We start from the raw sequence: 13,637 nt of genomic DNA on the forward strand, positions 1-13,637 counted from the left end.
TCAAAGCCAGTCGTTCAGCATAATCCCGATGCCGATTCTCTGAATCCGCTGGTTGTAATCAATCAGACTCTCCCCATAGCCATTGTAATAATGAACATACCCCTTGATCGTATCTCCCATCGGAAAGCTGTATCCCAACTCAATCGACGTCTTGTTATCCTCTGACCGCAGATTGTTCATCATATTCAGAGACAGAGTCCGGTCATCCGTCCACTTGTAGATGAACCTATAGTTGGCGTGCCCCAGGTAGCGCTCGATATCCGCGTTATCGTCCTCGCTGTCGCTTTCCGGCAACCGGTACCAGGGCTGCACCATGAACAGCCAGCGGTCATAACTGTAGGCCGCCGACGCCATGATCCGGTTCCAGCTGCGGGAACGGGGTTCGGACTGGCCGTTGGACTCATGATTGAAAGCCAGAGTGAGGCCATTAAGAGTGCCCGGTCCGATGTCGTAGTTTGCCGCGTATCGCAGGAAGAATTCCGGCTCGTAATTGGTCTCGCGAAACGGTGCGGAGTCATCCGTGTTATAAACCTGCCAGAAGGATTTCTGGGTATAACCGAACCAGAAGGTCGTGCGCCCATCCAGCCAGCCGGTGAGCAGCGGCACCTTGAAACTGATCTGGTATTTGGCCTCCTGGTTGTCGATACCGTAATCGTAACCCGTTGAGCCCAGCCGCGGGCTGGAGGGCGTCCGGTTGGCGTTTTTCATATAGCTGAAAGGCAGAATGTACATCGGCCGGTGGCCAACAAAACTGCCGGAGAAGGAGAAAATCGCCTTTTCTGCCGCCACGTAGCGATTCAGCATTGCTGACATTACACCGGTATCGTCCTCACCTCCTTCTTCCAGTTCTTCCACTGCGGCATCATCCTCTTCGGCATCGGCCAGCTCTTCATATTCCAGGGCCTTTACGGCATCGGAAATGGCATCGAGTTTGTCCTCAGGCGCCTGCTCTCGAGCTGCCGCCGGGTCATTGAAGGCGTCGTAGCAGGCCAGGCGCTGGACACCATCCTCGATCAACGCGCATTGGTCCGGTGACACATCGTCGAAGTCTGCTTCTGTCGGAGTCTGGTGTTCCGAGGCTGAGACCAGCGGTGCCGCGCAGATGCACACAGCCAGACTGGTGGCCCGCAGGGATAGGGAATCGGATGTGCCTTGCATTGCGCTGTCCTTATGCGTTGGAGAGGCTGATCCAGGTGTTGGCGATACCGAAAGCCCAGACGCCGAGCAGGGTCATCACCAGCAGTGAGAAAACAATCTTGTGACGCGTTCTGCGCTCCGCCGCTGCAGCAACCACCCAGCGCAGATACATCAGGCCGATAAAACTGATGAATACTGCCAGGCTGGCTGCGGCAGGGATTAATAGCCAGGCCGGGCTGAGTTCGGCGCCGTCCTCCGTGCGGCTGGAAAACCATCCCATGGACACCAGCAGAATGGCCAGTGCTGAAAATTCAGTGATCAGCAGTGGTTTGCGCCAGGGATTGGGGGGCGGTTGATTCGCATCAGACATAAATTCTGACCTTTGGAGTCTGTTTTGTGTATGGTACCCGGAATAGACGGGCAGGGCCTTCTGATTTACGAAATGGCAACGAAACCGGTTGAATCGGGACGATCATTTTGCACTTTGGTTTTTTTGCCCCGCCGCAGCCGCTATAATGCGTCCACTGATTATTATAACGCCCAATTGCGAGGTGCATTGTGAAGATGAAGAGAGTCCTGGCTGCTGTACTGCTTGGCTTCGGCCTGACAACAGGTGCCGTAATGGCCAACGTTGAAGACGAAATCCGCTCCCGTATTACTCCGGTGGGCGAGGTGTGTGTTCAGGGAGAAGACTGCGGAGAAGCGGCGGCATCCGAAGAATCAGCCAGTTCAGAGCCTCGCTCAGGTAACGAAGTTTATGATGACGCTTGCGCAGCTTGTCACGCTTCCGGTGCAGCCGGTGCGCCTGTAATGGGTGAAACTGATGCCTGGAGTGACCGCATCGACAAAGGGCTCGAAACCCTGGTGGATCACGCCATCAATGGCTTCAACTCCATGCCGGCCAAGGGTGGCTGTTCCAGCTGTTCCGATGAAGAAATTGAGGTCGCTGTCGAGTACATGATTGAAGAGAGCGAATAAGTCTCCGCTAGACTATCTCTGATTCGAAAAGCCCCGCAAAAGCGGGGCTTTTTCGTGACAGCCTGCGGATTTCAGCTCCCCAGGTCTCCCAGTAGTGCGCTCAGCGTCGCCTTGCCTCTCTTCTGATTGGCCTCCACGTCGAGGTCGCCAGTGCCTTCCCAGCGCAGGTCATCTTCCGGCAGTTCGTCGAGAAACCGGCTGGGTATGGTCTCCAGTTTTTCGCCGTACTGTTTGCGCTGGGCAGCGTAGGTAATGGTCAGGGTTTCCCGGGCCCGGGTGATGCCTACGTACATCAGCCGCCGTTCTTCCTCGATATTGCCTTCCTCGATGCTGGAGCGGTGGGGCAGGATTTCCTCTTCCAGGCCCATGATGAATACGTGGGGGAATTCCAGGCCCTTGGAGGCGTGCAGGGTCAGTAACTGGACCTTGTCGCTGTCATCCTCCTCTTCCTGCTGCTCCATCATATCTCGCAGGATCAGGCGGCTGATGGCATCCTCGATGCCCATTTCGTCAGCCGTGCCCTTGCCATCGTCCAGCATGCGCTGGATGGACTCCACCAGGTACCAGATATTCTCCATCCGCCGCTCGGCCTGTTTCGGCGAGCCTGAGTGCAGGTGCAGCCATTCCTCGTATTCGATGTCTGTAAAGAGCTGCTTGATCACCGGGATCGGGTCTTCGCTGAACAAGCGCTCGCAGGTGTTGTCTACCCAGTGGGCGAACCGGCGCAGGCGGTCCAGGCCCTTTTCAGTGACATGGGTCTCCGCCCCCATATCACCCAGTGCACGAAACAGGCTGATATCCCGTGAGCGGGCGTAGTGGCTGAGCTGCTCCAGGGTGCGGGGGCCTATTTCCCGGCGTGGTACGTTCACTACCCGCAGGAAGGCAGCATTATCATCCGGGTTTACCAGCAGGCGCAGGTAGGACATGGCGTCCTTGATCTCATTCTTGGCGAAAAACGACTGGCCGCCGGAGATGCGGTAGGGAATCTGGTAGGCCTGCAGCTTCATTTCCAGCAGCCGCGCCTGGTGATTGCCCCGGTAAAGCACGGCGAAATCCCGGAAGGCCTGGCCTTTCTTCAGTTTCTGGTCGAGGATTTCCGTGGCCACCCGATCGGCTTCCGCGTCCTCGTTGCGGCAGCGCACGATGCGCAGTTCATCGCCGATGGTATGGTCACTCCACAGGGCTTTCTCGAATACGTGGGGATTATTGGCGATCACCATGTTGGCGCAACGAAGGATGCGTGCGGTGGAGCGGTAATTCTGCTCCAGTTTGACGATCTTCAGGCTTGGGAAATCGTCCTTCAGCTGCGCCAGGTTTTCCGGCCGGGCGCCCCGCCAGGCATAGATGGACTGGTCGTCATCGCCCACCACGGTGAAGGCCGCACGCTCTGCCACCAGCAGCTTGACCAGTTCGTACTGGCACAGGTTGGTATCCTGGTATTCGTCCACCAGCATGTAGCGGATCTTGCGGCGCCATTTCTGCAACACCTCCGGATTGTCGCGGAACAGTTGCACCGGCAACAGGATCAGGTCGTCAAAATCCACCGCGTTGTAGGCCTTGAGGTATTCGCTGTAATAGCGGTAGATAATGGCGATGCGTTGCTCCCGATCATCCGCGGCCCGGCTCCAGGCGTCCTGGGGACTGCGCATGGCGTTCTTCCAGGAAGAGATGGTCATTTGCACGTCCGACAGCTCGTCACCGGCGTCCGCGCTGGCCTCGCGCATCATCAGGTCCTGCAGCAGGGCCTTGGCGTCTTCCGCATCGAATATGGAGAATCCGGGGTGATACCCCAGATGCTCATGCTCCTCCCGGATCATGTTGAGCCCGAGGTTATGGAAGGTAGAGACAATCAGCCCCCTGGTCAGCTTGCGGTCCACGAGGCGCCCGACACGTTCTTTCATTTCCCGGGCGGCCTTGTTGGTAAACGTGACGGCAGCAATGTGTCGCCCGGGAATTCCCAGGTGCTCGATCAGATAGGCCACCTTGCGGGTGATTACGCTGGTTTTACCGCTTCCGGCACCGGCCAGTACGAGCATGGGGCCATCGGCATACCGAACGGCTTCACTCTGTCGGGGGTTGAGCATGTTCACAATATGAGCGCCAAATCGGGATTTAATGGATGAAGTCGGGTCGCGGTTATTCTACACCAGCAGGACTTGCTGTACCTTGAGCATCTATCAGCTATTCTTGAGGGAACGGAGATGTTTGCTCACCAGCAACGGGACGCTTGTTGATGACCCTGGCAGTAAAATCGTTCAATTCCGGCCGCGTGCGCCTGTTGGTACTGACACCCGAGTACTCGGATTTTCTGTGGTTGGGTGCATTGCTGGCCGGGGACCGGGAGATGGAACCGGATCTCACCTGGTGCCCGGACCTGATCGACTGTGACGACCTGATTCGCAACACCCACTTTGATGTTATCCTCTGGGACTGTATTTTCCATGGTGGTTCCGAAGATTCCTTCCTGCAATATCTGTCCGTTTCCAGCAATGAAAAGCCCGTACTGGCCATGAGCGCGGAGCCTGCCGCAGAGCGGGCATCGGCCCTGGTTGCCAACGGTGCTGCGGATTACCTGTCGCGCCAGGAACTGGACAAATGGAACCTGTGCAGGGCTGTCCGGTGTCTCTGGTACCGGCAGCAGCTGTCTGAGTCGGCCCATGGCCAGCTGGGCCGTGAAGTGGCCAGTGGCTTTATCAACCGCGATCTGTTTTTTGACCGCCTGCAGCAGGCACTGCTGAGGGCGGAACGAGCCAGTCAGCGGCTGGCCCTGCTGCACATTAACCTGGACGACTTTCGCAGTTTCAATGAATCCTTCGGCTACCAGAAAAGCGATCAGATCATGCTCAAGCTGGCGGAGCGCCTCCGCCAGAACCTGCGACGAATGGATTCACTGATGCGTATTGGTGGCGATGAGTTCGCCATTATTGTCGAGAAAGTGGAAGACTCCCTGGATATCACCCAGATCATCCGCAAGATAGTGAACGCCCTTGGGGAGCCGCTGAGTATCGACAGCCAGAATGTGGTGGTGAGCGCCAGCCTCGGTGTTGCCACCTACCCGGAAGCCGGTGACAGCCCGGAGAACCTCATGCGGCGGTCCAACCGGGCAATGTTTGAGGCCAAGCGTGACCCGGGCACCAGCTATCGTTTTTATGACCGCCAGTTGCACATTACCGCCGGCTACCAGTTGCGGCTGGAAGCTGATCTTCGCAATGCCCTGCGTGGCAACGAACTGGAGGTTTATTACCAGCCAAGGATTGATCTGGCCTCCGAGGAAGTGCGTGGGGTTGAATGCCTGCTGAGGTGGAATCATCCAGAGCGGGGGCTGGTGGGCCCGGACGAGTTTATTCCCGTGGCTGAACGCAGCGGGCTCATCGTGCCTATCGGTTACTGGGTTATTGAACAGGCCTGCAAGCGCCTGCAGGAGTCCGCGGAGCTGGGGTATCCCGGGCTGGTGTTTGCGGTGAACCTTTCCTTCCGTCAGTTTCATGACCGTAAAATGACCGAAACCATCTTCCGCATCATCTTCAATGCCAATGTGGATACCAGCCTGTTGGAGCTGGAGCTCACGGAAAGCGCCATGATGCACGACCCCGAATACGCCCAGCGATGTCTGCGCGAGCTCAATCAACTGGGCATCAGTTTTGCTCTCGATGATTTCGGTACCGGTTTTTCCTCCCTCAGCAACCTCCAGCACCTGCCTATTTCGCTGGTTAAAATCGACAAATCCTTTGTGCAGGAACTTGGGCAGTCAGCGGACGCCGAACACATCATCCGCGCCATCATCAGCCTTGCCCACAGCCTGCAGATCAGCGTGGTGGCAGAAGGAGTGGAAACCGAAGGGCAACTTGAATTCCTGCGCCAGCAACACTGCGATGAAATCCAGGGTTACTACTACGCCCGCCCGATGCCCTGGAAGGATCTTGTGCAATTCCTGGACAACCGTAGCCGCTCTGCTTGCCTGCAGCAATAAGCCGCTGTACCTTTGCGCTTTGACTCGTAAGCATCAGATGAGGTTGCATGAACAGTATCATCAGGCGCATTGCTGACGAACTGGGTGTTCGTGAACAGCAGGTTAATGCCACCGTGGAAATGCTGGACGGTGGCGCCACCGTTCCCTTTATTGCCCGCTACCGCAAGGAAATTACCGGTTCGCTGGATGACAGCCAGTTGCGCAACCTGGAAGACCGGCTGCGTTACCTGCGTGAACTGGAAGACCGTCGTGCCACCATCCTCAACAGCATCGAGGAGCAGGGCAGGCTGACCGATGAGCTGCGCGCCAGCATCGATGCAGCGGATGCCAAGAACCGCCTGGAAGATCTTTACCTGCCCTACAGGCCCAAGCGCCGCACCAAGGCCCAGATTGCCCGTGAGGCAGGTCTGGAGCCGTTGGCCGATGCGCTTTATGACGACCCGACACTGGATCCGGAGCAGATAGCGCAAGGCTACCTCAACGCAGAGGCCGGCATTGACGATACCAAGGCCGCCCTTGATGGCGCCCGTTACATCCTCATGGAGCGCTTTGCCGAGGACGCCGAACTGCTGGGTGAGCTGCGTGATTTTATCTGGCAGCAGGGGCAGCTCAAGGTCACCGTGGTGGCCGGCAAGGAGAGCGAGGGCGCCAAGTTCCGCGACTACTTCGACCATGTCGAACTACTGAAAAAAGTACCTTCCCATCGTGCCCTGGCCATCCTTCGGGGGAGGAACGAAGGGGTGCTTACCTATTCCATTGTGGTGGGCGATGCCGAAGACGACCGCCGACAGCCACACCCCGCGGAACAGCGCATCGCCGCCCGCTGGAGAATTCGCGACAACGGCCGCGCTGCCGACCGCTGGCTGTCGGAAGTGGTGCGCTGGACCTGGCGGGTAAAACTGTCCACCCAGATCGAAACCGACCTGATGGCTCAGGTGCGTGAAGCGGCGGAGACCGAAGCCATTAATGTGTTTGCCGCCAACCTCAAGGATCTGCTGCTGCTGGCTCCGGCTGGCCCGCGCCCGACGCTGGGGCTGGACCCCGGGCTGCGTACCGGCGTAAAAGTGGCCATTATTGACGGCACCGGCCAGGTGGTGGGCCACGGCGGGATTTTCCCCCATGCACCCCGCAACCAGTGGGATCAGTCCATCGAACAACTGGCCAAATGGTGCCGCCAGTACAGCATTGAACTGATTGCCATCGGTAACGGCACCGCCTCCCGTGAAACCGAGAAACTGGTGGCGGATCTGTGCAAGCGCTATCCGGAACTGAAGCTGGCGCGAATAGTAGTCAGTGAATCCGGTGCCTCCATCTATTCTGCCTCCGAGTTTGCTTCCCGCGAACTGCCCGACCTGGATGTCACCATTCGTGGCGCGGTGTCCATTGCTCGCCGTCTCCAGGATCCATTGGCGGAAATGGTCAAGATTGAACCCAAGTCCATTGGTGTTGGCCAGTACCAGCACGATGTGTCCCAGGTGCAACTGGCCCGCAGCCTGAATGCGGTGGTGGAGGATTGTGTTAACGGTGTCGGCGTGGATCTCAATACCGCTTCCATTCCCCTGCTGGCGAGGGTCTCAGGCCTGAACCAGAGCATTGCCCAGAACATCGTCGATTTCCGTAACCAGAACGGCGTATTCCGCGATCGCAAGCAGTTGCTCAAGGTATCGCGGCTGGGAGATCGTACCTTCGAGCAGGCGGCCGGTTTCCTGCGCATTGCCAGTGGCGATAACCCGTTGGACCGCTCCTCGGTTCATCCGGAGGCCTATGGTGTCGTCAAGGCCATTGCCCATAAGAACAACCGCAAGGTTGAGGGCATTATTGGCGACTCCGCCTTCCTGCGGTCACTGAACCCACAGGACTACGTCACCGAGCAGTTTGGTCTGCCAACCATAAAGGATATTATTACCGAACTGGAAAAGCCGGGCCGGGATCCGCGCCCGGAATTCCGTTTTGCCAGCTTCGAGGAGGGTGTGGAAACTCTCAACGACCTGAAACCGGGCATGGTGCTGGAAGGTTCGGTTACCAATGTGACCAATTTCGGTGCGTTCGTGGATATCGGCGTTCATCAGGACGGGCTGGTGCATATCTCGGCACTGTCGAATACCTTCATCAAGGACCCCCGGGAAGTGGTCAAGGCGGGGGATATCGTCAAGGTCAAGGTGATGGATGTGGACATCCCGAGAAAGCGGATTGCGCTTTCCATGCGTATGGATGACCAGCCGGGAGAGAAGTCCGACAGCCGCGCCGGCGATGGTGGCAACCGCAGGGATTCTGGCGGCAAGCCTTCCGCCAGGAACGGTCGCCAGAAGGCTGCGGAGAATCCGCAAAAGGGCGCCATGGCTGGAGCGCTGGCACAGGCGCTGGCATCGGCCCGGAAAGACGGCCGTTGATCCCCGTTATCACACACAAACAGGTCTGGCTGCCGGTTAGCCCGGCGGCCATCCAAGCAGGAGCCATTCATGGGTGAATCCCGCCATCAGCTTTTTCAACAGTTCACTGCCAGCCAGTGGACAGGTTTCAGAAAGGGCGTGGAAAAAGAGGGCCTGCGGGTCGATCGCAACGGCTTCATAGCCCAGACGCCGCATCCGGATTCCCTGGGCTCTGCGCTGACCCACCCGCGTATCACCACGGACTATTCCGAAGCCCTTCTGGAGCTTATAACACCGGTGTTCGATACCACCCGAGGCATGCTCGACTCCCTGCGGGACATTCACAGGTTCGTGCAGCATAACCTGGGCGACGAAGTATTCTGGGCCGCCAGCATGCCCTGTGAGCTGGATGGCGACGAGAGCATTCCCATTGCGGAATACGGTACTGCCAACATCGGCCGCCTCAAGCACGTTTATCGTCAGGGCCTGGCGGTTCGTTACGGCCGCATGATGCAGAGCATCGCCGGTGCCCACTACAATCTGTCGCTGCCGGACAGCTTCTGGAATCTGTGGCAGCAGGCGGTTGGCGACCAGCAAAGCCTCAAGGACTTCAAGTCAGACCAGTACTTCTGGCTGATCCGTAATTTCCGCCGCCGCAGCTGGCTACTGATGCTGCTGTTCGGAGCGTCACCTGCACTCGACGCCAGCTTTGTGGCCGGCGTACGCCATGACCTGGCCAGATTCAGCGACGACACCTGGCATGGGCCGGCCGCCACTTCACTGCGTATGGGGGACCTGGGATATCACAATAATGCACAGGCCTCGCTGAATATCTGTTTCAACGAACTCAAGACCTACACCGACACCCTGTTCCGGGCGATCCATACACCCTGGCCGCCCTACGAGGAGATCGGCATCCAGCGTGATGGCAAGTTCATCCAGATCAATACCAGCGTGCTGCAGATCGAGAACGAGTATTACAGCGCCGTTCGCCCCAAACGTACGACCGAACCGCAGGAAAAGCCGATCCAGGCACTGGAATCCCGTGGTGTTGAATATATTGAGGTACGTTGTCTGGACCTGGACCCGTTCTCTCCGGTCGGCGTCAACGAAAGCCAGATCGATTTCCTCGATCTGTTCCTGCTGGACTGCCTGCTGTCGGATAGCCCGCGCATTGACGATGACGAGTGTGAGCGGCTGGACGATAACTACCAGGACGTAGTCGCCAGAGGCAGGGACCCGAAGTTGACCCTCTGCCGGGCCGGCGAGCACATTGCTGTGGGTGAGGCTGCAGCTTCACTGCTGGATGGCCTGGAGCGGCTGGCAGAACAGCTGGATGGGTGGAATGGCGATAATACCTACCGGCGCGCGCTGGCTGACCAGAGGGCCAAGCTGGACGACCCGCTCAAGGTTCCCTCGGCAAGGGTGCTTGGGGCCATGGAAAGTTCGGGGATGGGGCATCGCGAATGGGGGCTGGAGATGTCGCGGCAACACCAGCAGACATTGCGCGACGAAGGCCTGCCGGATGATGTGATGGCAGCGTTTGAGAAAATGACCCGGGAATCCCTTTCAGAACAGGCGGCCATGGAGCAAAGCGATAAACAGCCTTTTGGCGAATTCCTGGAGCAGTATCTGCGTTCCTGAGGTGAAAATCCGGGCTTTGCCCGGCTTCACAGTTGCTTCTTCGTTACTTCTGGACCACAAACTCGGTAAACAGCACGCCGGTGATGCTCTCGCCGGTCTGTTGCTCTTCCAGTACCGTATTAATCCGGTTTTTGGCTTCTTCCCGCAGCGCCTGCTGGCCTTCATTACCGGACAACCGGTCGGTATCTGTCTGCTCGCCGAACAACATCACCAGTTCATGACGCAGCCGCGGCATGTGAGTTTCTACCGCGGAACGCGTGGTTTCCCTGGACGCGCGGATGGTAACCGCCGCCTTGAGGTAGTTCAGCCTGGTGCCGGGCTCTCCCACATGGGTCACGAAGGCAGGGTCCATGTCGATGTAGTCGGTGACGCCCGGTTCTTCTTCCTGCGCTTCCTGCTCTGCCTCCTCATCCTCCTGTGCGAAGGTGACAGAGGCGAGGGGCAGGGTGATCAGCAGTGCCAGCAGAAGGTGCTTTGGCTTAAGTGTCATAGGCTTGAAGTTCGTATTGGTTTAAGGTTAAGTGGCTGGGCGCCCGCGGGCACCTCCAGTGCTGAGAGAATAGCAGGGTCGATGCCCGCTTGCAGCATCTGGTCGTCTGCCGCCGTGGCGGGACGCATTGTCTGACATGAACGTTGATCAGAGGTACACATTTGAATTCCAGAGCCGTTTTTTTCCTGATATTCCTGGTTTGTGCCGGTCTGCTTGGCGTGGCCTTTTACATGGAGCACTTCATGGGGCTGGAGCCTTGCCCGTTGTGCTGGTTGCAACGGTTTGGCTTCATGGCTGCCGGGCTGGTCAGCCTGCTGGCGGCGTTGCACGGCCCGCAGGGTTTCGGAGTCAGGGTATATGGCTTTTTCCTGGCGATCAGCGCCGGGGCCGGGCTTGGGGTTGCCGGGCGTCAGCTCTGGTTGCAGAGCCTGCCGGCTGACCAGGTGCCGGCCTGCGGCCCGTCGGTGGACTATATGCTGGATGTGATGCCCTGGATGGAAGTGCTGACGACGGCTCTCAAGGGTACCGGCGACTGTGCTGAAGTAACCTGGCGTTTCCTCGGGCTCACTATCCCCGGGTGGACCGCTGTATTTTTCACCCTGCTGGTGGTCATCGGCCTGGTCATGATGTTCCGGCCCGCCAGAAAGTCTGGCTGGATACAGGGCTGAAACGGTTGCGACGGACCGTCGGCATGGGGTAACTTGAGACTCGTCACAACAAGAAGAATCAAACCAGAACCCGGTAACCGGAGAAAGGCGTCATGTTGGATAATTGCCGTAATGCCAGGGAGCGTTGGGGTGGTGTCAGCGAACTGATAGACCGTTGGCTGAAAGAGAGGCAGGAATTACTGGTGCACTATTGTGAACTGTCCGGCACCACGGATTACTCGCAGACAGAGGCACTGCGCGAGAAATTCATCAGGCTGTGCGAGGTGCTGGTCGATTATGTTTCGGCGGGGCATTTTGAGATATACGAGCAGTTGGTGCAGGAAGCCCGGGAATTCAACGACGGTGGCCTGGAACTGGCAGCACGGCTGTATCCCAAGATCGCAGAAACCACGGAAACGGCACTGAACTTCAACGACCGTCTCAATGGCCAGTCACTGACAGAAAGTGAAGTCCGCGAATTGTTTCAGCAGCTTTCTGAACTGGGAGAGACCCTGGAAAGTCGATTCGAGATGGAAGATTACCTGATTGAGCATCTTCACAATGCTCACGCCGAGAAAGTCATGTCGTCTGCCTGAAACGGCGCCGCCAGCTTCTTCCCCCGACATCTGAAGGTGACGCGGGGGAAGCATGCAACGTGCGGTGATTACTCCGGATTGATTTCCAGCAGTTCCACGTCAAACACCAGCGTCTCGTTAGGCCCGATCCTCTGGTTTCCGCCCGCACCATAGGCGAGCTCAGCGGGAATATACAGTCTGGCTCTGCTGCCCTCGGACATCAGCTGCAAGCCTTCAGTCCAGCCCGGAATGACCTGGTTCAGACCAAAAGTAACCGGCTCGCCGCGCTCGCGGGAGCTGTCGAACACCTCACCGGATATCAGTTCGCCGGTGTAGTGAACCCGAACCCGGTCCTCTTCGCTCGGCTTCTCTCCATTGCCTTCTTCCAGGATTTCGTACTGCAGGCCCGAATCGGTGGTTTCAACGCCATCACGCTCTGCATTCTCAGCCAGGAATTCTTCACCGGCTTCGAGGTTCTTCTGGGCCAGCTCTTCCGACTGGGCCGACTCCTGCTCCTGGAGCTGGGACTGGTAGGCCATCAGGGCCTCCTGAATCTCTTCCCGGCTCATGCGGGTCTGCTCTTCATCGCCGGCATGGCCGTGCTGGATGCCCTGCAGAAACTGGTCCATCTCCAGATCTGGCAGATCGTTGCCCATCCGCTCGCCCATCACCAGGCCCATGCCATAGCTGACCTTTTCATCGGCGGATTCCAGCGGTGGGTTGTCTTGGGTTGCATCCTGGGAAGATGAGCAACCGGCAAGGGTGCCGGCAACCGCCAGCGCGATCAGGGTTCTGTTCATTGCCTGTTCCTTATTGATTGTCGTTACTGTTGAATGGTTACGAAAGCAGAGAAGGTAACGGGTTCCGTCGCCAGATGCCACTGAACATGTGTTAAGGGAAGGATAACGGCAGCGTTAGCTGCCGTTATTGGCGGTGTCGGGAGATAGCGAGAACGGAGCCCGGTAGGGAGACTGCCAGTCGGTTTCCGGGTCAGCGTCCTGCGGGCGCAGGGTCTTGTTTTCTGCTCGCTCAATGGCCAGCGCATTCCAGGAGCCCTGGGGAGGCGGTGTGTCTGCGTAATGCCAGCTCCCGTCTCTGTCCTGCCACTTGAAGACGATATCCGGCCCTTCAGTGGGTACCGGAGATGGAACCAGCCCCTCGAAGGAGGGAATATCCACGTTTGCTTCTGTCTCTGCGGGCTCGGTGGAGGTGCTGGTAGGATCATTGATGCCAAAAAATACCAGCGCAACGAGAACGCCCAGAGCAGGAAACGCCAGCCGGATCAGCCATTTCATCAGCATGGCCCGTTATCTCCCTTTGCGAGTATCGACAGTTCTCTGGCGAGTGTGTCCAGCAATCTGCCGGTCCCCTTGTCCATTGTAGTCTCCGGTGCCGCAGCGAGAAGGTTATCCAGGGCCAGACTGGCCGTAGCCTCTCTACTCGAGCCTGTTTGTGTATCTGAAACCAGGGCTTCATAAGCCAGAGCCAGCTCAACCCGCTCTGCTTCAAGCTCGCTGCGGGCTATGTATTCCCTCACAATATCAGTGCGAGGGTTGTTTTTCGTTATGTATTTTCTCGCAGTCCTGAGTGGCTCGGTAACCTGGCTTCGCCAGGCAGTAACCGTCTGGCTCTCACCACCGGAAAAGCTGCTTCCGCGAGATGCAAGCCAGGCAGCAGACAGAATGCGGGTAACGCTCCAGCCGCGGCTCTGTAATTCCAGGCATGCTTCCTGTGCCCGGGGCGATTCCCAGAAACGGCAAGCAAAATGCCATAACGGGTTTTCCGGATCAGCATCCTCAGGTATCTTGCTCCCGCTACACGACATAG

The 13,637-nt window shown here is 57.9% G+C and carries 13 protein-coding genes; 6 read left to right on the forward strand and 7 right to left on the reverse strand.

Annotated features, from left to right (window positions below):
* Together ACESMB_RS06725 and ACESMB_RS06730 are read right to left on the reverse strand one after the other, a co-directional pair.
* Positions 1–1,158, reverse strand: coding sequence for a phospholipase A (locus ACESMB_RS06725; protein WP_372971166.1), 1,158 nt, complete (start codon positions 1,156–1,158; stop codon positions 1–3).
* A gap of 10 nt (positions 1,159–1,168) precedes the next feature.
* The gene (locus ACESMB_RS06730) at positions 1,169–1,507 is read right to left on the reverse strand and encodes a hypothetical protein (RefSeq protein ID WP_372926152.1); all 339 of its coding nucleotides are present in this window, start codon (positions 1,505–1,507) and stop codon (positions 1,169–1,171) included.
* 194 nt (positions 1,508–1,701) lie between these two features.
* On the opposite strand from ACESMB_RS06730, the gene ACESMB_RS06735 reads away from it, so the two are divergent.
* A complete protein-coding gene (locus ACESMB_RS06735; protein WP_372926151.1) occupies positions 1,702–2,115 on the forward strand; it encodes a c-type cytochrome in 414 nt (137 codons plus the stop codon).
* Positions 2,116–2,186: 71 nt separating this feature from the next.
* Here ACESMB_RS06735 and rep read toward each other — a convergent pair whose 3' ends face one another.
* Complete coding sequence (gene rep, locus ACESMB_RS06740) at positions 2,187–4,205, reverse strand: DNA helicase Rep (protein WP_372971167.1); 2,019 nt, start codon at positions 4,203–4,205, stop codon at positions 2,187–2,189.
* A gap of 143 nt (positions 4,206–4,348) precedes the next feature.
* Here rep and ACESMB_RS06745 point away from each other — a divergent pair, with 143 nt between their 5' ends.
* From ACESMB_RS06745 to gshA, 3 genes are all read left to right on the forward strand, one after another.
* A complete protein-coding gene (locus ACESMB_RS06745) occupies positions 4,349–6,085 on the forward strand; it encodes a putative bifunctional diguanylate cyclase/phosphodiesterase (protein ID WP_372971168.1) in 1,737 nt (578 codons plus the stop codon).
* Positions 6,086–6,132: 47 nt separating this feature from the next.
* Entirely contained in the window at positions 6,133–8,475 is a 2,343-nt protein-coding gene (locus tag ACESMB_RS06750) for a Tex family protein (protein ID WP_372971169.1), read from the forward strand.
* 69 nt (positions 8,476–8,544) lie between these two features.
* Positions 8,545–10,098, forward strand: a complete 1,554-nt coding sequence (gene gshA, locus ACESMB_RS06755; protein ID WP_372926147.1) for a glutamate--cysteine ligase — start codon at positions 8,545–8,547, stop codon at positions 10,096–10,098.
* A 43-nt stretch (positions 10,099–10,141) separates the two neighbouring features.
* Here the strand turns inward: gshA and fliL are convergent, their stop codons facing one another.
* A complete protein-coding gene (fliL, locus tag ACESMB_RS06760; protein ID WP_372926146.1) occupies positions 10,142–10,588 on the reverse strand; it encodes a flagellar basal body-associated protein FliL in 447 nt (148 codons plus the stop codon).
* A gap of 161 nt (positions 10,589–10,749) precedes the next feature.
* Here fliL and ACESMB_RS06765 point away from each other — a divergent pair, with 161 nt between their 5' ends.
* Complete coding sequence (locus ACESMB_RS06765) at positions 10,750–11,256, forward strand: disulfide bond formation protein B (protein WP_372926145.1); 507 nt, start codon at positions 10,750–10,752, stop codon at positions 11,254–11,256.
* A 92-nt stretch (positions 11,257–11,348) separates the two neighbouring features.
* Positions 11,349–11,831, forward strand: a complete 483-nt coding sequence (gene rsd, locus ACESMB_RS06770) for a sigma D regulator (RefSeq protein ID WP_372926144.1) — start codon at positions 11,349–11,351, stop codon at positions 11,829–11,831.
* 68 nt (positions 11,832–11,899) lie between these two features.
* Here the strand turns inward: rsd and ACESMB_RS06775 are convergent, their stop codons facing one another.
* The 3 genes from ACESMB_RS06775 to ACESMB_RS06785 form a co-directional block, all read right to left on the reverse strand.
* Positions 11,900–12,610, reverse strand: a complete 711-nt coding sequence (locus tag ACESMB_RS06775; protein ID WP_372926143.1) for an FKBP-type peptidyl-prolyl cis-trans isomerase — start codon at positions 12,608–12,610, stop codon at positions 11,900–11,902.
* Positions 12,611–12,724: 114 nt separating this feature from the next.
* Positions 12,725–13,111, reverse strand: coding sequence for a DUF4124 domain-containing protein (locus ACESMB_RS06780; protein WP_372926142.1), 387 nt, complete (start codon positions 13,109–13,111; stop codon positions 12,725–12,727).
* Positions 13,105–13,635, reverse strand: a complete 531-nt coding sequence (locus ACESMB_RS06785; protein WP_372926141.1) for a TIGR02444 family protein — start codon at positions 13,633–13,635, stop codon at positions 13,105–13,107. The genes ACESMB_RS06780 and ACESMB_RS06785 overlap by 7 nt, the downstream gene beginning before the upstream one ends.
* Positions 13,636–13,637 lie beyond the last annotated feature (2 nt).

It is taken from the genome of Marinobacter sp., from assembly GCF_041686475.1.
Taxonomy (GTDB): Bacteria; Pseudomonadota; Gammaproteobacteria; order Pseudomonadales; family Oleiphilaceae; genus Marinobacter.